Origin of the sequence: Herminiimonas arsenitoxidans (assembly GCF_900130075.1) — a bacterium.
Classification (GTDB): domain Bacteria; phylum Pseudomonadota; class Gammaproteobacteria; order Burkholderiales; family Burkholderiaceae_D; genus Oxalicibacterium; species Oxalicibacterium arsenitoxidans.
The window spans coordinates 3,361,448-3,382,374 of the sequence record NZ_LT671418.1 but is presented as its reverse complement, the minus strand read 5'-3'; the positions used below and the strand labels follow the sequence as shown (position 1 = coordinate 3,382,374).

At 50.7% G+C, this 20,927-nt stretch carries 18 protein-coding genes and 1 other RNA gene; 7 read left to right on the top strand and 12 right to left on the bottom strand.

The features are described 5' to 3' along the window. Positions 1–34 precede the first annotated feature (34 nt). The 4 genes from hisC to gyrA form a co-directional block, all read right to left on the bottom strand. Positions 35–1,141, bottom strand: coding sequence for a histidinol-phosphate transaminase (hisC, locus tag BQ6873_RS16000; protein ID WP_076593553.1), 1,107 nt, complete (start codon positions 1,139–1,141; stop codon positions 35–37). A 66-nt stretch (positions 1,142–1,207) separates the two neighbouring features. Beyond that, entirely contained in the window at positions 1,208–2,284 is a 1,077-nt protein-coding gene (pheA, locus tag BQ6873_RS15995; RefSeq protein WP_076593552.1) for a prephenate dehydratase, read from the bottom strand. A 33-nt stretch (positions 2,285–2,317) separates the two neighbouring features. Continuing rightward, positions 2,318–3,409, bottom strand: coding sequence for a 3-phosphoserine/phosphohydroxythreonine transaminase (serC, locus tag BQ6873_RS15990; protein ID WP_076593551.1), 1,092 nt, complete (start codon positions 3,407–3,409; stop codon positions 2,318–2,320). Further along, positions 3,409–6,024 carry a DNA gyrase subunit A gene (gene gyrA / locus BQ6873_RS15985; protein ID WP_076593550.1) on the bottom strand — a complete coding sequence of 872 codons (2,616 nt, stop codon included), beginning with the start codon at positions 6,022–6,024 and terminating at the stop codon, positions 3,409–3,411. Before gyrA ends, serC begins: the two co-directional genes overlap by 1 nt. A 251-nt stretch (positions 6,025–6,275) precedes the next feature. On the opposite strand from gyrA, the gene BQ6873_RS15980 reads away from it, so the two are divergent. The 5 genes from BQ6873_RS15980 to ssrA all read left to right on the top strand — a co-directional run bounded on the left by BQ6873_RS15980 (position 6,276) and on the right by ssrA (position 9,900). After that, the gene (locus BQ6873_RS15980; protein ID WP_076593549.1) at positions 6,276–6,944 is read left to right on the top strand and encodes an OmpA family protein; all 669 of its coding nucleotides are present in this window, start codon (positions 6,276–6,278) and stop codon (positions 6,942–6,944) included. Positions 6,945–7,261: 317 nt separating this feature from the next. Next, positions 7,262–7,879, top strand: coding sequence for an outer membrane protein OmpA (ompA, locus tag BQ6873_RS15975; protein ID WP_076593548.1), 618 nt, complete (start codon positions 7,262–7,264; stop codon positions 7,877–7,879). 123 nt (positions 7,880–8,002) lie between these two features. After that, complete coding sequence (gene ubiG / locus BQ6873_RS15970; protein ID WP_076593547.1) at positions 8,003–8,698, top strand: bifunctional 2-polyprenyl-6-hydroxyphenol methylase/3-demethylubiquinol 3-O-methyltransferase UbiG; 696 nt, start codon at positions 8,003–8,005, stop codon at positions 8,696–8,698. 85 nt (positions 8,699–8,783) lie between these two features. Beyond that, positions 8,784–9,443 (top strand): HAD family hydrolase, encoded by a 660-nt coding sequence (locus tag BQ6873_RS15965; protein WP_076593546.1) that lies wholly within the window; start codon positions 8,784–8,786, stop codon positions 9,441–9,443. Between the two features lie 95 nt (positions 9,444–9,538). Next, positions 9,539–9,900, top strand: a transfer-messenger RNA (tmRNA) gene (gene ssrA / locus BQ6873_RS15960). A 70-nt stretch (positions 9,901–9,970) separates the two neighbouring features. Here the strand turns inward: ssrA and BQ6873_RS15955 are convergent. The 3 genes from BQ6873_RS15955 to BQ6873_RS15945 all read right to left on the bottom strand — a co-directional run bounded on the left by BQ6873_RS15955 (position 9,971) and on the right by BQ6873_RS15945 (position 13,708). Further along, positions 9,971–11,281, bottom strand: coding sequence for an LLM class flavin-dependent oxidoreductase (locus BQ6873_RS15955; RefSeq protein ID WP_076593545.1), 1,311 nt, complete (start codon positions 11,279–11,281; stop codon positions 9,971–9,973). A gap of 117 nt (positions 11,282–11,398) precedes the next feature. Further along, a complete protein-coding gene (locus BQ6873_RS15950; protein WP_076593544.1) occupies positions 11,399–12,364 on the bottom strand; it encodes an aliphatic sulfonate ABC transporter substrate-binding protein in 966 nt (321 codons plus the stop codon). A gap of 123 nt (positions 12,365–12,487) precedes the next feature. Then, positions 12,488–13,708, bottom strand: coding sequence for an MFS transporter (locus BQ6873_RS15945; RefSeq protein WP_197685180.1), 1,221 nt, complete (start codon positions 13,706–13,708; stop codon positions 12,488–12,490). A 141-nt stretch (positions 13,709–13,849) separates the two neighbouring features. On the opposite strand from BQ6873_RS15945, the gene BQ6873_RS15940 reads away from it, so the two are divergent. Continuing rightward, on the top strand, positions 13,850–14,737 hold the full coding sequence (locus BQ6873_RS15940) for a LysR family transcriptional regulator (protein WP_076593542.1): 888 nt from the start codon (positions 13,850–13,852) through the stop codon (positions 14,735–14,737). A 26-nt stretch (positions 14,738–14,763) separates the two neighbouring features. On the opposite strand, the gene BQ6873_RS15935 is transcribed toward BQ6873_RS15940, so the two are convergent. Beyond that, positions 14,764–15,645, bottom strand: coding sequence for an EamA family transporter (locus BQ6873_RS15935; RefSeq protein ID WP_076593541.1), 882 nt, complete (start codon positions 15,643–15,645; stop codon positions 14,764–14,766). 159 nt (positions 15,646–15,804) lie between these two features. On the opposite strand from BQ6873_RS15935, the gene BQ6873_RS15930 reads away from it, so the two are divergent. Continuing rightward, positions 15,805–16,392, top strand: a complete 588-nt coding sequence (locus BQ6873_RS15930; RefSeq protein ID WP_076593540.1) for a flavin reductase family protein — start codon at positions 15,805–15,807, stop codon at positions 16,390–16,392. An 87-nt stretch (positions 16,393–16,479) separates the two neighbouring features. On the opposite strand, the gene BQ6873_RS15925 is transcribed toward BQ6873_RS15930, so the two are convergent. From BQ6873_RS15925 to BQ6873_RS15910, 4 genes are all read right to left on the bottom strand, one after another. Continuing rightward, a complete protein-coding gene (locus BQ6873_RS15925; RefSeq protein ID WP_076593539.1) occupies positions 16,480–17,112 on the bottom strand; it encodes a response regulator in 633 nt (210 codons plus the stop codon). Continuing rightward, a complete protein-coding gene (locus tag BQ6873_RS15920; protein WP_231949373.1) occupies positions 17,109–18,407 on the bottom strand; it encodes a PAS domain-containing sensor histidine kinase in 1,299 nt (432 codons plus the stop codon). Before BQ6873_RS15920 ends, BQ6873_RS15925 begins: the two co-directional genes overlap by 4 nt. 466 nt (positions 18,408–18,873) lie before the next feature. Next, positions 18,874–19,122: a hypothetical protein gene (locus tag BQ6873_RS15915; protein WP_076593537.1), complete on the bottom strand. Its 249-nt coding sequence runs from the start codon at positions 19,120–19,122 to the stop codon at positions 18,874–18,876. 66 nt (positions 19,123–19,188) lie between these two features. Continuing rightward, complete coding sequence (locus tag BQ6873_RS15910) at positions 19,189–20,895, bottom strand: methyl-accepting chemotaxis protein (RefSeq protein ID WP_076593536.1); 1,707 nt, start codon at positions 20,893–20,895, stop codon at positions 19,189–19,191. Positions 20,896–20,927: the final 32 nt, after the last annotated feature.

Sequence of the window (20,927 nt, the reverse complement as noted above, 5' to 3'; positions counted from 1 at the left end):
GCTTAGAAACGAACTGAGATAAATACTGTAAAAATCAGGCCAGAGCTTTTTTCAGAGCAGCGATAAAGATCGCGTTTTCTTCTTCCAGTCCTATGGATATGCGCAACCATTGCGGCAAACCATAGTTGCCAACCGGACGCACGATCACGCCCTGTTTCAGCAAAGCCAGATTGACGCGTGCACCCGCACCATCATCATCGCCAACCTTGACCATGACAAAGTTGCCGGAAGATGGCAAATAGCGTAGCTTCAATTCATCGAAAGCCTGCGTCAACTGGCGATAACCAGCGGCATTCAGCTGCGCACTTTTTTGTACGAAAGCATGGTCATTCAAGGCAGCGATCGCGGCGGCTTGCGCCAGCGAGTTCACATTGAAAGGCTGACGTATACGGTTCAGCAAATCGGTAATGCCAGCCTGCGCAATGCCATAACCAATACGCAAACCGGCCAGACCGTAGACCTTGGACATGGAACGGGAAACCAGCAAGTTCGGATACTGCGCAACCCAGCCGATGGAGTCATATTGCTGCTCCGGCGCGAGGAATTCGGTATAAGCCTCATCCAGTATTACCACCACATCTGGTGGCACGCGCTTGAGGAAAGCTTCAATCTCAGCACCCGGAATAAAGGTGCCGGTTGGATTATTTGGATTAGCGACAAAAATCAAACGCGTATCCGCTTCAATCGCATCCGCCATCGCATCCAAATCGTGCCCGAAATCCTTGGCTGCAATCACCAGTGAGCGACCACCAACAGCTTGCGTCGCCAATGGATAAACCGCAAATGAGTACTGCGCATAGATCACCGATTGACCAGGCTGCACAAAGGCATGCGCGGCCAATTCAAGAATGTCATTGCTGCCGTTGCCCAAGGTAATCCACTCAGCAGGCACACCGTATTTAGCCGTAATCGCCGCTTTTAATGCGAAGCCGTTTCCATCTGGATAGCGACCGGCATCGGCTATTGCTGCAGCCATCGCCTGCTTGGCAGACTCAGGCATACCGAGAGGATTTTCATTCGAAGCGAGTTTGACGATTTTTGCTTCATCGAGGCCGAATTCACGCGCGACTTCAGCAATCGGACGGCCGCCCTGATAAGGCGCAATCGCACGAACGTAGTCAGGACCAAACTTAATTGACATAGAAGATTCCAAAATAAATCACGTCTGAGGCAAAGTCGGACACCGCCAAGCAGCGTCCGCAACACATCACAAACTGAATGGATACGAACCCAGCACTTTAAAAAATGCTGCGTTGTCTTTTAATTCTTTCAAGGCATTTTCAACCTTGGCGTCTTGCAGATGGCCTTCCACATCGACGTAGAAATAATATTCCCACGTACCCATGCGTGCCGGACGCGATTCGAAACGCGTCATCGATACGCCATGCTTGGCCAAAGGTGCGAGCAAGTTATAGACAGCACCCGCCTTGTTCGGCACCGACAATACCAATGAGGTTTGATCTTTACCGCTGGCAGAGGTCTGCAGGCGACCGATCACCGCAAAGCGCGTGCGATTGTGCGGATCATCCTGTATGTGTGCTTTGATGACTTGCAGATTGTATTTTTGCCCGGCGATTTCGCTGGCGATGGCAGCGATGCTTGGATCTTCACCGGCCAGACGCGCTGCTTCACCATTGGAAGCAACTGCCATGCGTTCGATATTCGGGTAATTTTGATTCAACCAGACTTGGCATTGCGCCAGTGCCTGCGAATGCGCACAGATGGTTTTCACGCCGGTCATGGAACCGGTGCGTGTCATCAAGCTGTGATTCACCTGTATCGATACTTCGCCGCTGATGGTCAACGTCGTTTGCAACAATAAGTCGAGGGTACGATTGATCACGCCTTCCGACGAATTCTCGATAGGTACGACGCCGAAGTCGGCAGTGCCAGCTTCCGTTGCACGGAAGACTTCATCAATGGACGCACATGGCATCGCATCAACTGCACGACCAAATTGCTGATAAACCGCTTGTTCGCTGAAAGTGCCAACTGGACCAAGATAGGCAACCGTCACGCGTTTTTCCAGTGCGCGACAAGCCGACATCACTTCACGGAACACGGTTTGAATATCCGTATCGAGCAAAGGCCCTGGGTTGCGTTCTGCCACGCTGCGCAACACTTGTGCTTCGCGCTCAGGACGGAAGACCGGTGCGTTGGTCTCCGCCTTGACGTGGCCGACTTCCTGCGCGACGCGTGCGCGCCGATTCAGTAAATCGAGAATTTGCGCATCGATCGCATCGATCTGTTCACGCAGTGGTTTGAGCTTGTCGTCGGTCGTCATAGTTATGCAAACAATCTTTTATTTGAATAAAAATCAGCCGTACTTTTTCTCGAAGTCTTTCATGAACGCGACCAGCTTTTGCACACCTTCAAGCGGCATCGCGTTATAGATCGACGCACGCATGCCGCCGACTGAACTATGACCTTTAAGTTGCACCAGATCGTTTTGCGCTGCTTCAGCCAGGAATTTTGCATCCAAGGATGCATCATGCAACACAAACGGTACATTCATGCGCGAACGGTTCGCAATCGATACCGAGTTTTTATAAAAATCGGTCGAATCAAGATAGTTGTACATCAATGTCGATTTTTCGATATTGATTTTCTCCATCGCTGCAACACCGCCCAAACGACGCAGATTGGCAAAAACCAAACCGGCGATGTAGATAGGATAGGTCGGAGGTGTGTTGAACATGGAGTCATGGTCAGCCACTTCTTTCCAGTCAAATGCGGATGGGCAAATCGGCAACGCATGACCCAGCATATCTTCACGTGCGATCACGATAGTCAAACCTGCAGGACCGATATTCTTTTGCGCGCCAGCGTAGACCACAGCGTATTTCGAAATATCGATTTCACGCGACAAGATATTGGACGACATATCTGCCACCAAAGGCACATTGCCAACATCCGGCGTGTAGTCGAACTCGACGCCGCCTATGGTTTCATTCGTGCAGATATGCACGTAGGCTGCATCAGGCGTCAGCTTCCAGGTGTCGCGCGCAGGGACATAGGTGAAGTTCTTGTCTTCCGACGATGCGGCGACATTCACTTTTGCGTACTTGTGCGCTTCATGAATAGTCTTGGCAGACCAATGTCCGGTGTTAACGAAATCGATAGTTGCAGGCTGCGATTTTTTGCCGACCAAGTTCATGGGAACAATCGCATTTTCAGCAATCGCGCCACCTTGCATCAACAGAATTTTGTAGTTATCCGGGACTGCCAACAAAGCACGCAAATCGTTCTTGGTTGTTTCCAGGATCTCTGTAAATTCCTTACCGCGATGACTCATTTCCATCACGGACAAACCGCTATCTCTCCAATTCGTCATTTCATCCGCAGCCTGCTGGATTACTTCTTTTGGCAATGCAGCTGGCCCCGGCGAAAAGTTAAACACACGCTTCATTATTCTGCTTCCTCCGCCCCGGATTGATCTTCTTCAATATCTGATTCAAGTATGCGTTGCAGGCCGCTCAGCTTGGTGCCGTCTTCGACAGCAATCAGAGTCACGCCTTGTGTCGCACGACCCATTTCGCGGATTTCTGCAACACGGGTGCGTATCAATACGCCACCGGTCGTAATCAGCATGATTTCATCAGCAGCTTCTACCAAAGTCGCAGCTACTACTTTGCCGTTACGTTCGCTAGTCTGAATCGCAATCATGCCTTTGGTACCACGGCCATGACGTGTGTATTCAGTAATCGGCGTACGTTTGCCGTAACCATTTTCAGTCGCGGTCAGAACTGATTGCTGCTCATTCTCTGCAACCAGCAAGGCGATAACCTGTTGGCCTTCTTCCAGATTCATACCGCGTACGCCACGTGCCGTACGACCCATAGGACGCACATCGTTTTCGTCAAAGCGCACTGCCTTACCGGAATCGGAGAACAACATGACATCGTGCTTGCCGTCGGTCAGTGCAGCACCGATCAGGAAGTCGCCATCATCCAGATCGACCGCGATGATGCCGGCCTTACGTGGATTGCTGAAATCGCTGAGCGATGTTTTCTTCACGGTACCGAGACTGGTTGCCATGAAGATGTAATGATCTTCAGGGAAAGTACGGTTCTCGCCGGAGATCGGCAAGATCACGGTGATTTTTTCGCCATCCTGCAACGGGAACATATTGACGATAGGCTTGCCGCGCGAGTTGCGCGAACCTTGCGGCACTTCCCATACTTTCAACCAGTACAAACGACCACGATTGCTGAAGCAAAGAATGTAGTCATGCGTATTGGCGATGAAGAGTTGATCGATCCAATCGTCTTCCTTGGTTGCCATCGCTTGCTTGCCGCGACCGCCACGCTTTTGCGCGCGGTATTCAGAAATCGGCTGCGATTTCATGTAACCGGTATGCGACAAGGTCACAACCATATCTTGCGGCGTGATCAAATCTTCAGTGCCGAGATCAGTTGCGTTCAGTTCGATGGTCGAACGACGTTCATCTTTATTACCGATGCCGTATTCATTTTTCGCTACCGTCAGTTCATCAGTGATGATGACGGTGACACGCTCAGGCTTCGCCAAGATATCCAGCAGATCGGCGATTTGCGACATCACTTCTTTGTATTCATTGACGATCTTGTCTTGTTCCAGACCGGTCAAGCGTTGCAGACGCATCTGCAAAATTTCCTGTGCTTGATCGTCGGACAGCTTGTACAAACCATCAGGCTGAATACCATAATGCTTAGGCAGGTTTTCCGGACGGAAGGCATTCACACCACCGACGCCTTCTTCGCCGGTACGCGCCAGCATTTCACGCACCACGGACGAATCCCAGGCACGCGACATCAAATCAACTTTAGCCACTGGTGGTGTAGGCGCAGCCTTGATGATCGCAATGAAATCATCGATGTTGGCCAATGCAACTGCCAAGCCTTCCAGTACGTGACCGCGTTCGCGCGCTTTGCGCAATTCAAATACGGTACGACGCGTAACAACTTCGCGACGATGCGACAGGAAGCATTCCAGCATCTGCTTCAGGTTCAGCAACTTCGGCTGACCATCAACCAACGCGACCATGTTCATACCGAAGGTATCTTGCAACTGAGTCTGTTTGTACAGATTGTTCAGTACAACTTCCGGCACTTCATTACGCTTCAACTCGATCACGACACGCATACCCGATTTATCGGATTCGTCGCGAATATCGGAGATACCGTCGAGCTTCTTGTCACGCACCAATTCTGCAATGCGTTCCAGCAGCGACTTCTTGTTTACCTGGTACGGCAACTCGTCGACGATGATCGCGGCGCGGTTTTCCTTGCCGAATTCTTCGAAGTGCGTCTTCGCACGCATCACCACGCGACCGCGACCAGTGCGATAACCATCGCGCACACCGGACACACCATAAATGATGCCGCCCGTAGGGAAATCTGGTGCCGGGATGATTTCAATCAGTTCATCGACCGTCGCATCTGCATTACGCAATACATGCAAAGCGCCATCAATGACTTCAGTAATATTGTGCGGCGGGATATTCGTCGCCATACCGACCGCGATACCGGACGAGCCGTTGATCAGCAGGTTAGGGATACGCGTCGGCAGTACCGATGGTTCCTTTTCCTTGCCGTCATAGTTAGGCACGAAATCGACGGTTTCCTTGTCCAGATCAGCCAGCAATTCGCCAGCGATCTTATCCAAGCGGCACTCGGTATAACGCATCGCAGCGGCATTATCGCCGTCGATGGAACCGAAGTTACCCTGGCCATCGACCAACATGTAACGCAGCGAAAATGGCTGAGCCATACGCACCAGCGTGTCGTAAATCGACGCGTCACCGTGTGGATGGTATTTACCCATGGTCTCACCGACCACACGTGCGCACTTTACGAACGGGCGATTCCACACATTGTTCATCTCATGCATGGCAAACAACACCCGGCGATGCACTGGCTTCAAGCCGTCGCGCACATCGGGCAATGCGCGGCCTACGATTACGCTCATTGCGTAATCAAGGTAACTCTTGCGCATCTCTTCTTCGAGTGAAATAGGGATTGTTTCTTTAGCGAATTGATCCATTGGCGGTTCGTCTGGTCTTTGGCTAGGGGTTTTGAATGAAGAATCGCTTAAGCATTAATGCTTAGTAACGGGCGATCCGGCAAATCGTAAGATTTTAACACGGCAGCGCCCTCTCTTCCCCGCTTTCGGCAATCCAGGAGCTTTCGCCGCGGTAGCCATTGCAGCCACGTAGTGTGAAGAAAATATGTTTAAATGCTGACTGTTAAAAATATGCCTATTTTTCAGCCCTCATCCCTTAACAAGAGAAAAACATGATCAACAAAGTGGTCCTTGGCTTGCTGCTTGGCGCTTCCTCATCCTACGTCGCCGCGCAAACCGATATTCAGGCCCCAACAAACAATGCATACACTCAAGATAGCCGTGGTGTAGTCACGCGCAGCGCCTTCGGCCTGTGCTGGCGCTCAGGCGCATGGACGCCGGGCGATGCAGTCGCCGGTTGCGACGGTGCGCTAGCTTCACCGATCCCAAATCCAACCGCGCCCGATGTTGCCAGCCATCTGGACGGCAAGGTAGCACCAGTCGCCATTGCGACAAATTCTTGCGATTTCACTATCGCACTGGAAAGCGACCAAACCTTCGGTCTGAATCAGACTGTATTAAATAGAGCGGCTAAAACCCGCATCGATCACGATGTCCTGCCGAAACTGACGGCATGCAATGGCGCCAGCGGCATGACGATTACCGGATACACGGATTTGCTGGGCAATGCACGTTCCAACCAGGTTTTATCGGAAAAACGCGCTGCCGCAGTTGCCAGCTATCTAAAGAAAAAGGGCGTGACGGTCAATATGAAGGTTGCCGGTGTCGGCGCCAGCCAGCCTGTCAAGGATTGCGACAGCACATTGAAACGCACCAAACTAGTTGCATGTTTAGCACCAAATCGGCGCGTTTTAATTGAAATGCACAACTTGCCGAAATAAAAGAGTGCTTTTTATCAAAGATTTCTCAAAAACATGAACGTTTTTGATGTTCAAAGGTCAATGTTTTGCCAGGGGAAATATTTCTTAGCAAGTCGTTGTTTAAACACAACGCTTTAAACAAAACGTTAATTAGTCGATTTGGCAATCGTTCGCTGGACGCATCGGCTGTGGCAAAATGGAGGCAAGTTAGACTATTGCATGCGAACAATTTTGTTTCATGTGGTCGTTGAAGCGCGTGTTAATATCCATTTCCGATGTCATTCACGTAATTTGCGCAGGTTAATCTGCGGATATCTCACTCGAGAGGAGAAAGAAATATGAATAAATTAGCAAAACTCGTCTTCGCTGCATCCGCGGTCGTTGCGTTCTCTGCACAAGCACAAACAGACATCAAAGCAAGCACACCTAACAGCGCTTACGCTCAAGCCACTAACGGTACGATCGTTCGCAACTCGACCGGTCTGTGCTGGCACACTGGCTACTGGACTCCAGCAGCTTCAGTTGCTGGTTGCGATGGCGCCTTGGTCGCAGCAGCTCCAGCAGCTCCAGCAGCAGTTGTCGTTGTTGCACCAGTTCCAACTTCGGAAAAAGTCACATTTGCAGCTGATGCATTCTTTGACTTCGACAAAGCAGTTTTGAAACCAGAAGGCAAAGCTAAGCTTGACGATCTGGCTTCCAAACTCAACGATTTGAACCTGGAAGTTATCATTGCTGTTGGTCATACCGATTCGATCGGTTCCGATGCATACAACCAAAAACTGTCGATCCGTCGCGCAGAAGCTGTTAAAGGCTACTTGGTTGGCAAAGGTGTTGATTCGAAACGTATCTACACCGAAGGCAAAGGCAAAAAACAACCAGTCGCTACAAACAAAACAGCAGCTGGTCGCGCACAAAACCGTCGCGTAGAAATCGAAGTTGTTGGTACACGTAAATAATTCGTTTTTTACGAATCCAAAACCCCGCTACGGCGGGGTTTTTTTTCGTGCATGAAACAAGCCGCCCCACACGTAGCAACGCAACAAATACACTCAACGCACTTTCCAGTTATCATCTAGCCCATGAACGCCGACCCATTAGAACTGAAAAAATTTAGCGACCTGGCCCATCAATGGTGGGATCCAACATCAGAATTTCGCCCGCTCCATGAAATCAATCCATTGCGGCTTGAATGGATCAATGGTCGCGCACCGATCAGCGGCAAAACCGTCGTCGATATCGGTTGTGGTGGTGGCATCCTTGCTGAGTCAATGGCAAAAAAAGGCGCGAACGTCACTGGCATCGATTTGTCCGAAAAGGCATTGAAGGTCGCCGATTTGCACAGCCTGGAATCCGGCGTGCAAGTACGCTACGAATTGATCGCAGCCGAAGATTTGGCTGAGCGAGAAGCTGGTCGCTATGATGTTGTCACCTGCATGGAAATGCTGGAACACGTACCCGATCCCGCCTCGATTGTTGCAGCCTGTGCAAAGCTGGCAAAACCAGGTGGCAAGATATTTTTCTCGACTATCAATCGCAATCCAAAAGCGTATATACACGCCATCATCGGTGCAGAATATTTATTGCGCATGCTGCCTAAAGGCACACACGATTACGCCAAATTTATTACACCTGCCGAATTGTCGCGCTTTGCACGTGAAGCTGGTTTGAGCATTGATGCACTCAAGGGCATGGGCTTCAATCCACTCACGAAGATTTATTCTCTTCATCAGGACACCAGCGTCAATTATCTGGTCGCGTGTACAAAGCCAGCCTGATTATCAGTAAATCTCAGCGCTTTTCATCGGTTACAACTACGATAAAGCGCTTGCTCTCATCCTTCTGCATATTGATTGAGTCCGCATGAAATTACGCACACCACAAGCCATCCTGTTTGATCTCGATGGCACGCTTGCAGATACAGCTCCTGATCTGGCTGGTGCAGTCAATCAATTGCGCATTGCACGCGGACTGGAACCAACTGATTATGAATTGCTGCGCCCCACCGCTTCGGCAGGTGCGCGCGGACTGATAGGTGCTGCATTCGGACTAACGCCGCAAGATGCTGAATACCCGGAACTGCGCGATGCCTTCCTAAAAAACTATGAAGAATCGATCGCGGTCGAAAGCCGCTTGTTCGACGGCATCACCGAACTGCTTGCCAACTTGCAAGCACAAGGCATCGTCTGGGGTATCGTCACCAATAAAGTTTCCTACCTTACTGACAGCCTGGTGCCACAAATCGGCCTCGACCACGCGGCCTGCGTTATCTCAGGCGATACCGCGAGCCATCCCAAACCACACCCTGCTCCGCTGTTCGAAGCTGCCAAACGTATCGGCATCGATCCGGAACATTGCTGGTATGTCGGCGACGATTTGCGTGACATTCAAGCAGGCCAGGCAGCCGGCATGACCACTATCGCTGCCGGATGGGGTTACTGCGGCAACATTGCACCAGCGAGCTGGAATGCCGATGCTTTGGCGGAGTCTCCGCAGCAATTGTTTACGCTGATTAGCCAGTAAAAACAGATATGCAGCTTCGAGGAGAGCCGCTAAATTCTCGCTCACTTGAATCTGGGATGAATCACCCCATCTAATGAGATACAATGGCAATGCTTGGGGGCGACCTGGTTTCGACAGGGGTTGCAAAGCAGCGCAGGGCATACCGAGGGCTGGTCACCTCGTAAATACAACCGGAAAAGTAATAACTGCAAACGATAACTCGTACGCACTAGCCGCTTAATAACCGGTTAGCTTCACACCGTTTCTTCCTTGGGGCGGGCTGGCAACAGCAGTGAAGTCATATACAAGGAATCGCGTCGTGCCGGGTCACTTGGCAAGGCGTTAAATAATAGGTGACTCGCCTGTCCGAAGCGTGCGCGTCCGCGTCGTCTGGGTTAAATCAAATGGCAGCGCTAAGTATGTAGAACTGTCTGTAGAGTGCTTCTGGACGCGGGTTCGATTCCCGCCGCCTCCACCACGAATACGCTAAACCGTTGATCCGTCAACGGTTTTGTCGTTTCTGGGCCTTGCATCACCACCCTTGCCCATCAACTTTGCAAATAGCTGCGCAAAGTATCACCTTCATAGTCGAGACGGAATTGCCCGCGTCTTTGCAGTTCCGGCACTACGAGATCGACGAAGTCATCAAAACCGTCTGGCAAATGCGCCGGCGTAATGACAAAGCCATCTGCCCCTTGTTGCGCAATGATGTTGCCCATCCAGTCGGCGATATCGGCTGCAGTTCCAACTATCTGCGGTACCAGCACACCGCTCGCATACAAACGGCCGATATCTGCCAGCGTCAGTTTCTGCTCTTTCGATAATTCTTTGACCAAACTGAACAAGCCCTGCATGCCGGCGACTTGCAAGTCTTCGATAGGTGCATCCAGCGGATATGCTGAGAAATCAACATTCATATGACTGGATAAGGTCGACAAGCCGACCAGCGGATCATCTATCAACGCATTATGCTGCGCACGTTTCTCTTCAGCTTCGTCCAGCGTGTTGCCGACAAAGGGCATCATCGCGGTGAGCACCTTGATATCAGTTGGCGCCCGGCCAAACTTAGCTGCGCGTCCCTTTAAGTCCTGATAAAAGCGCTGCATGCGTGGCAGATCTGGTTGTATGCCAAACACCACTTCCGCCCAGCGTGCGGCAAAATCTTGCCCCCGATGTGATGACCCAGCCTGAATAATGACGGGACCTCCTTGCGGCGACGCAGGAATGTTTAACGGACCTTGCACATTGAAATGCCTGCCTTGATGCGCAATCGCATTAACTTGATCAGCATCTCCATATTGCCCTTTGCTCGCATCCAATTGCAAAGCGTCGGGTGCCCAACTACCCCATAACTTGTGTGCGACTTCAAGGAATTCATCGGCACGATCGTAGCGTTCATCATGCCCCAGCGTTTCACGCAGACCAAAATTATCCGCTTCGCCCTGATTGACTGAAGTCACGACATTCCACGCGGCACGTCCGGAAGACAAATGATCCAAAGTGGAAAACTCGCGCGCCAAACTATACGGTTGAGAATAAGTAGTGGAACGTGTCGCGCCTAAACCGATATGCGATGTAACCGCTGCCAGTGCTCCAAGTACTGGCAAAGGATCGAGTCGCGTCGCATCTTGATCACCATGCGCTACGCCATAGCGATGATCGCCACCATAGCGCGTTGATACTGCGAGTCTATCTGCGAAGAACAGTAAATCGAATTTACCGCGTTCCAACGTTTGTGCAATGCGCGCGTAGTAGTCGAGTTTGAGAAAGCCACCCGGCTGACTTTGCGGGTGACGCCATAGCACCTGACTATGCGCGGCATTGCCGGCAATCAGAAAGGCGGCAAGATGAATCTGCATGGGAGTTTCCAGAAGATGGAATGAATAAATCGAGTTTGATGTGAGAAAGACGCGGGAGTATTGGCTCTGCTTCATCCGCTACTTGGCGAACGAAGCAAGGCCTACTCTACAACCGTATTACAGCAATACTTCGCCATATACCTTGTCTTTCACCTGCACCGGATTCTTGATCAAATTCAATTTGTAGAAAGCTTCAACAATCTGTTGCTGCTCCTGAATGATGCCGGCATCGATAGGTACAGTCGTGTAGTTGCGTCGCTCCGTTGCGAGTCGCAGTACCTTCACATCAACACCTAATTGCGGCGCCAATAGTTCGGCAGTTTCCTGCGGATGTGCTTGTGTCCAGGTGTTGGTTTTCTTCAGCTCGGCAAACAGCGTGCGAATGATGTTCTTGTTCTGATCAACAAATTTTGGATTTGCCAGATGGAAGGTGCGGTTGTTCGACAATCCACTACCATCGCGCAAGATACGAGGATTGTTGGTGATCTGCTGCCCCGCCAGGAATGGATCCCATAAGGCCGCAGCATCAACATTGCCTGACTGGAAGGCAGCGCGTACATCAGCAGCATTGGTGACGTACGCGGGAATGATGTCGTTATAAGTCAGGCCGACTTCTTCCAGTGCACGTACCAGCAGATACTGCACATTCCAGCCGCGTCCCAATGCGATCTTCTTGCCTTTCAATTCCTTGATGGAACGGATAGGTGAATCTTGCGAAGTGAAGATGGCGATACCTTTTGGATAAGGCTGTTCAGCCGCCAGATAAACTGCATTGACGCCAGCCGCATTAGCAAACGCTGAAGGCGTATCCGCCGCATGACCGAAATCAATCGCATCGACGTTCAAGGCTTCGGTCAATTGCGGACCAGCAGCAAACTCGAACCACTTTACTTTCCAACCCAAAGGCTGCAGGGCCTTTTCCAGATTGCCTGTGCCCTTCAGAATATTCAACGTATTGAATTTCTGATAGCCGATACGCAAGGCACGATCTTCAGCAGCCACGCTCAAAGAAGTTGTACCTGCCAATGCAGCTGCAGCCATGCCTTGCAAAACCAGACGTCGTTTGTTTGATGTCGTTACCATTTCTTGATCTGCCTTGTATCCACGTTGAAGTGAATAAGCTTAAGTAGATCAGCAAGATAAGAGAACGAATCGTTTCAAGAATGTTTAACTGTTTTCCGCATAAGAAAATTCAAGCTCGAGTAATTAACTCCCTTCTGCAGCCAATCCTATATCAGTCGAAAACCTGTTCGAAAATCCATGTGCGCTAGATGTCCAAGCCACCAATAAACCGGCCGTTGCCAATGCCAACACAGCCCATGCGAGTGCACCCGCACCTTTTGTCTCCAGCAAAACACCACCGACGATGCCGCCAATTGCGATGGCACTATTCCACACCGTGACAAGAATGGACTGCGCCACATCCGCACCAGCACCCGCCGCTTCTGCCGATGCAGTTTGTAGCAAAGTCGGAGCACCACCGAAGGTCAAACCCCATACTGCCACCGCGAGATAAACCATCACAGGTTGAGCACCGGCGATAGCCAACACCAGCGCTACCAAAGCAAAGCCCGCCAAACTAAGCAGTACCAGCAAGCGCAGCATACGATCTACCAACAAGCCGCTCAGCGCCAAACCGACAAGTGATGCAACACCAAAAACCAGCAGTACCAAATCGATACGATCAGACAGGCCAGCTGGTGCGAGGAAAGGCATCATATAAGTGAAGAGAATGTTATGCGCCAACACCCACAGCGCAAGCACCGCTAGCACCGGACGCACACCAGGCGTCAAGAAAACCTTGCGTACTGGCGCGCGCTTTTCTGCCGCTTGCCCCGGATAGTCAGGCACTTTGAAGAAGACCCAGACGATCACCGCCAGCGCCAGTACAGACATCGCGCCGAATGCACTACGCCAACCCAAAGTAGCTGCCAGCAACGCACCAAGCGGTACGCCCAGTGACAATGCCAACGGCACACCCAATCCCGCCACCGCCAAAGCGCGTCCTTTAAGATGGTCCGGCACCATGCGCCGTGCATAACCGGCCAGCATGCCCCAGATCAAACCTACGCCCATTCCTGCCAAAAAGCGTGCGACCAAAGCGACGGCATAACTGGACGTCAGCGCCGTCAGCGTATTAAAGACCAACACGGCAATCAATGCCGCCATCAATAATGGTCGCCGACGCCAGCCTATCGTTGCAGCCGTCAGCGGTACCGCCGCGACCAATGCACCCATGGCATACAAGGTCACGAACTGACCCGCGAGTGCTTCCGAGACATCCATTCCTGCGCTGATCTGCAACAACATGCCAGCCGGAAGTATCTCCGTTACTAGCGCCAAAAAACCTGCCATCGCCAAAGCCAACAATGCGGTCAGTGGTAATCGCTCCTCGCTATTGATTGCGGTCGCATTCGTAGTCGTCATTTTCATTTTTCCTGTCATCTATCTGCGCGCATCAATTGGTGCGCCTGAGTCTGGGCCACAGTGTGAGGGGAAATGGATAAATGAAAAATAGGCTACAGTTCCAAATACTTATGACTCTAGTGTCATCAATTGGAATAAATCATGGACAATTTAAGTTCGCTGAACGTCTTCGTTCACGCAGGGGAAGCACGTAGTTTTACCGCCGCCGGACAACAACTGGGCATCTCGGCATCAGCCGTCAGCAAGGCTATCGTGCGCTTAGAGGAAAGACTGGGGGTAAGGCTATTCCATCGCTCTACCCGCGCCATCAATCTGACGCCAGAGGGTGCATTATTTCTGGAACGTTGTCGGCGCATTCTGTGTGAAGTGGAAGCAGCTGAAGCAGAGCTCTTGCAAACGCAAAGTGCACCGCAAGGAAAACTGCGCATCAGCATGCCCTCACTCAGCGTGAAGTTCATGTCCGGGCTGGCTAAGTTCCAGTCGCGCTATCCCGATGTTGCGCTGGACATAGATTGTTCAGATCGTTTGGTGGATGTAATTGAAGAAGGCTTCGATGCCGTGATCCGCACTGGCAAACCAAGTGACTCACGATTGATGGCACGCACTCTCGGCTCTTATCGCCGCATCATCGTCGGCTCACCAGAATACTTCGAACGAAACGGGCGTCCGCTGCAACCGGAAGACCTGCGCCATCACGCCTGCCTGCTCTATCGCTTTCCCAGCACCGGCAAGTTGGATGTCTGGTCTTTGAGCAGAAACGGCGAGCCACTTGCGATCGATCTATCCGCCAGCATGATGACAAACTCATTGAACCCGCAAGTATGCTTTGCCGAACAAGGCATAGGCCTCGCTTGCGTGCCGGATCTCACCATACAACGCCAACTGGATGAAGGCAAACTCATCAGCGTACTGGACGAGTACAACCAGGAACGCACACCTTTGAACATCCTGTGGCCATCCAGTCGGCACCTGTCACCCAAGCTCAGAGTATTCGTGGACTTCGTTGCCGAAAATCTGACGCTGCCCTGACTATATAAAGAATCTGGCTTTTTGATTTATCCAAGTGCGAGAGCAATCACACCAACAGCGATAAAGATGGCGCCAATCAGTCGCTGAATACGATCGCCCTCTTTCAAAAGATGACCACCAATAATTGCGGCAAAGAGCATGGAGACTTCACGTGCTGGCGCGACATGCGACAAGGGTGCGAGTTTGACCGCATAAAGAACAAGTACATAGGATACAGGGCTGATCACGCCAACGATCAAGGCGTACTTCCACTGCTTCTTCCATAGATCGATGCCAGTAACGCGATCATGAAAAAAGGTAGGTGCCAGTACAACTATGCGAACAAAGTTACCGATGTAGTCGATCAAGATCGGAGACATCAACATGAACTTGACGGCATATCCATCCACTACTGTGTAACACGCAATAAAAGCGCCCGTTAGCAGACCGTAGAAAATACCAATATGCAATCGCTGGCGTTGCACCGGATCCTTGGCCGCAAGAAAAAGCTTGGGCCCACCTGCAATGAGGAAGACACCAAGCACCACACCCGCAATGCCGCCGATGCCCAGTGTCGATACCTGTTCGCCGAACAGCGTCAATGCAGCAATAGAGGAAAGCAGCGGACCAGATCCACGCGCCAAGGGATACACCACAGTGAGATCCGCTTTACGATAACCACGCAGCAGTACCACGTAATAAATCACGTGAAGAATGCCGCTCAGTAAGATGATCGCCCATTCATTCAGTCCCCAAGTCGGGACTACATCCCAGGCCAGCCAAATCCCTAACGGTGCCCATACCAAGGCAAGGAACAGACTAGTGAATAAAGCGAATCGCGCATCCCCACCCACCTTCTTTGCGACGATATTCCATCCCGCATGAATAAAACCAGCCGTGATAAGAAGCGCAAGTGCGGAAAAAGGCATGAGAGAATTTGAGTTGAAATGGTGATAGCCAGCACCACATTATAATTTATAGCCAGTTCACCACTGCAGCGCTATCGAAAGAGGATGTGTTTAGATAGCTAGTACGAACTTGTGCTTGCTGTGCAAGCTTGCACCCGATGAATATTCTTAGGACGCTGAATGGATAGCCATATATCTCCAGTTGAACTTGAAAAAGCTTACAGACTGATTAACCACGGCCCTACGGTTCTCGTCTCTGCAGGATATAAGGGCGTAGACAACGTCATGGCGGCCGCATGGGCTTGCGCGCTGGATTTCTCGCCGCCAAAGCTGACCGTTGTCTTGGACAAAAATACGAAGACCAGAGAACTTGTAGAGAACAGCGGAACCTTCGTCATCCAGGTCCCTACTGCGGCACAACTGCAATTGACACACCAAGTGGGTAGCAAAAGCCTGCTCACAGAACCGGACAAGCTAAAGAACGCTGATGTAAAACTGTTTCGCATAGACGGTTATGAGCTGCCCTTCGTCGCGGGATGTTCGGCCTGGCTCGCATGCAAGGTGATACCCGAGCCACACAATCAAACAAGCTACGATCTGTTTATCGGCGAAGTGGTGGGCGCATGGGCCGATACGCGTGTCTTCAAGAATGGCCATTGGCACTTCGAAAGTGCTGATCCAGACTGGAGAAGTCTGCACTACATTGCCGGCGGAAATTTTTATGCGATAGGCGAGCCATTAATCGCCAAAACGGACAAGGAAGATTGATACAACTGCACATGAAGTCATTGCAGTATTGAGAAAAAGTCACCTGTATCTTTGTTTCTCACTACCTCACCATCAAGTCCTTAGCAATCAATCAACCAGCTGCTGCTCAACCGCATAGCGAATCAACTCAGCGTTGGAACGCAAACCCATTTTCTTGAATATGCGGATCCGGTAAGTATTCACTGTACTGATGCTGATGGAAAGTTCAGCCGCAATTTGCTTGATCTGCTTGCCTGAGCCAAGAAGAGAGACGATCTGCAACTCACGACTGGCCAGTCTGTCGTGCAGAGAAGCATGACCCGGATTGCGATAATCCAGAGCCAAAATTTCTGCCATACGCGGACTGATGTATGTCCCGGCAGACATCACTTTACGTATCGCCGCTACCAACTCTTCCGCTGCCATCGCTTTACTGATGTAACCGGCAGCACCAGCCTTCAATGCGCGTATAGCGTATCGTTCTTCGGGAAACATGCTCAGAATAAGAACAGGCAGATCAGGAAAAAGACGACGCAATGTCACCAGGCCGGCAAAACCGTCGTTCTCCGGGAAGTTGATGTCCAGCACGACGATATCCGGCTTTACCTGCGGGACAAATTGCAGCATTTCTTCGATGTTGCATGCTTCACCAACAATGCGGATGTCTTTGGATGTGCGGATGACTTTCTTCACGCCCATGCGAATCAATTCGTGATCGTCCGCAATGAAAACCCTGATCACATTTTTCCCCCAGCGTACGATGCCAATGTCAACTTCTGTCCTTCGACCAAACCGTCATCTTTTTTCCCCATCGGAATTTTTGCCGAAACCAGCGTTCCCCTAGGCTGCACTGCTGCCACAACCACTTTCCCTTTCAGCGCCGCTGCACGCTCATGCATCCCGCGTATGCCGAGCGAACGGGCACTTTCTGTGCGTGTCAATTTAATACCTATGCCATCGTCATATACGCGCAGCAGCGCTGCATTGCCGCGATATCCCAAGCTCACACGCACATTGCGCGCCTTGGCATGGCGCAGCACATTGGTCGTCGCCTCTTGAAATATCCGGAATAGCGCGGTCGCTATCATGCCTTCAGGCTCATCTATGCCTGTCAATATTTCGACTCTGCATTTGATTTTTGTCCGGCGCTCAAAATCCAGACTGTGCCATTCAATCGCCGCGCCCAAACCTTGCGCATCCAACTCCGGCGGTCGCAGCTCCGTTGCAATTCGCCTGACCGATTCAATCGCCTTCTCAAGACTAACGCGAGCAGAATGGAGTTCTGCCGAAATCTTCCTCTTCGATAGCACTGAATTCGGAAGACTAATATCGTCTTCCAGTAATTTGATATCAATCTTCGCGGCGGACAATATCTGCCCGAGCTGATCATGTACTTCGCGTGCCAGCGCTATCCGTTCTTCTTCCCTGATGGTTTGCAAACGGTCATAAAGCGACCGCAACTCAAGCTGCGAAGACGCAACTTCACGTTCTGCACGTTTTCTGTCCGTAATATCACGCACGATGGCAACCAGATAACGATTCTTGCATTTGCTGTTATCTATGGTTGAAACAAAGCTGTTAATCCAGATGGTCGAGTCATTCAAACAATAACGTTTCTCGATCTCGAACGAAGTACGCTCGCCATTGAGCAACTGATCCAGCAAAACCTTATTCGCAAGATAATCCTCCTGATGCGTCAAACTTTCGACCGAGTGATTAAAAAGTTCAGTCTCACTCAATCCTGTCATGACCTGAAAGGCGGTATTCGCACGAATAAATTTCCCGTCAACATCGGCAATCACGATTCCGTATGGCGCACGATCGAATAAAGCCGCGAGCAAAGCATTGGCTTCATCCAACGCACATTTGTTTCCTATGCGCTGCTGTTCAATATCTGCATGTGCAAGGCTCATGCCTGCATCGGGAGAAGACACTTGTGTATGTGCCGGCTCCGTGACGTTCCAGCCAGCGCCTGCCGGTTCATCAGGCTCCACATGCCGGGATTCTTCATCTTCAAGATGTGTGTTTCGTCGCAAGGCGAAAGAAGAGGTGAAGAGCTTGTAATTGCTTAATCGAGTGCGCACACCACGATAAAATCTGCGTGGCCTACCAAAGCGAAAACCCATTCTTCCCTCACATCAACCGAAATTAACTTGGCAGCATAAATCAATCGGCTCAAGTTATGACATTGTCATTTTCGGCATTGATCAGCAATCACGAGAACATTTAACATGCAGATAACAAATTAGATGACAAGACGACAACCTTGATCCACTATTTTTATCGCATAAGAGGCACCAAAACAAATAGCCAATGCAACGATTTCATATCCGTTGAATGGCTGCATGCGAAATAACTCTGCGATCCGTGCCATGCATGTACATGCATGGATGATTGTTGGTGAGTTCCAGACTTCCTTTTAGCTCCTATTGAGGTTCCTGTCTTACGACCTCTTTTAATACATGCGCCATGGTCTATGCGCGCAATCATGTTCACTCTTGCTTAATTTTCCATGCGTCTTGCGCGATGAATTGCTTCACGTGCTTGTTTGGCAGATTCAAACTCTCTCAATCCTTCGCGAAACAAAACACCGCCCAATACCACTAGCAAATTGAAATCTTCTTCCACTACCCGCGGCTGCACGCGTGCCAGCACGGCAGCCATGGCACCTGCTGCCTCTGCACACGTCAAGCCATCGCCATGCATGGAATAACTCTTACTCATCATGTATGCAATTTCATCGCTATTCATATTCATCTCCCAATTCAATTCATCGGGCCGGACAAGTAGCCCGGCCAATAACAGCGAAGTATTGAATTAGAATTCTTCCCAATCGTCACCCGCAGCTGAAGTGCCATTCGCCACTTTTTTCTGCGCAGGTGCAGCAATGGCCTGTTTCACTTTACCCTTAACCGCCAAAGTCGAAACAGTATGAACAGGACGCGATGTGAGCGTCGGCACAGATGCGATTCTCGTTGTGCCATCCAGTTTGAACACACTCACCACCTGCGCCAGATTGGCCGCCTGTCCTTGCAGGGATTCTGCAGCAGCGGCAGCTTCTTCTACCAAGGAGGCATTTTGCTGTGTCACTTGATCCATCTGCATGATGGCCTGATTTACTTGCTCGATGCCTGCGCTTTGTTCCTGACTCGCAGCGGTGATCTCCGTCATGATGTCAGTCACGCGCTTCACGCTTTCCACCACTTCGTTCATGGTCGCACCAGCCTGCTCTACCAGCTTGCTGCCGTTTTCTACCTTCTCGACTGAATCGCCGATCAACATTTTGATTTCTTTGGCAGCCGCAGCTGAGCGTTGCGCCAAGTTGCGTACTTCAGAAGCTACAACTGCAAAACCACGTCCTTGCTCACCAGCGCGTGCAGCTTCTACCGCTGCGTTCAAGGCCAGAATATTGGTTTGGAAAGCAATGCCGTCAATCACACCGATGATGTCGACTATTTTTTTCGCAGAAGTATTGATCTCATCCATCGTGTCGACCACTTGCGATACAACTGCCCCGCCCTTTTCTGCAACGCTGGAAGCAGATACAGCAAGTTGATTGGCCTGGCGTGCATTGTCGGCATTCTGCCTGACGGTAGAGGTCAGCTCTTCCATCGACGATGCGGTCTCTTCCAGCGAGCTGGCCTGTTCTTCTGTGCGGGAAGACAAATCCAGATTGCCGGAAGCAATCTGGCTGGAGGCGGTAGCAATCGTATCCGTGCCAAGACGGACTTCGCCGACAATTTTTACCAAACTATCGCTCATCGCTCTCAATGCGCTCAGCAACATACCGGTTTCATCTGTCGTCTTCACTACGATTTTCTGACTCAAGTCGCCACTCGCAACAGTTTCTGCAATTTTGACTGCTTCACCGATAGGACGGGTGATGCTGCGTGAAATCAACCATGCAATGAGCCCACCCAATGCAATCGCCAATATACCCAGCGCCAGCAAAGTCATGCGCGCAGAAGCATATTGTTCTTCTGCAGCTTCTACCGCGCTATCCATCAAACCTGTTTGAAAAACAATCATGTTTTTCAATGCAGCCAGATAATTCTGTTGCTGCGGACGCAATGGATTGGTCAACAAGGCTTTGGCTTCCTCCAGCTTGCCTTCTGCATGCAGCTTGGTGAACAGTTCCTGTGATTCTTTATATGTTGTGCGGGAAGCCAGAGCAGCGCGCAATATCTCGACGCCTTTTGGACTCTTGATCGTCTTGTTCAAGACCTCGAAATTTTCATCGATGATCTTTTTGGAATTTTCTATCTGCGCCAATTCTTTGGCCAGTTGTTGCTGTTCCGTGAATAGCAAGGTATCGCGCATGACGAGCGCAATGGAATTGACTTCGTCATAGATACTATTTACACGCACGATCTTTGCATATCGATCACCGGTAATCGTATGAATTGTGTCGTTTATCGTCGATAAGCGGTTGAGTCCAAGGGTAATCACCAGCGCCAACAATACCAATACTGTTGCGAAGCCCAAGCCGATGCGCATACCGATTTTCAAGTTATTAAATTTCATAGATTCTCATTCCATTTATTGAAGAAGTGTTC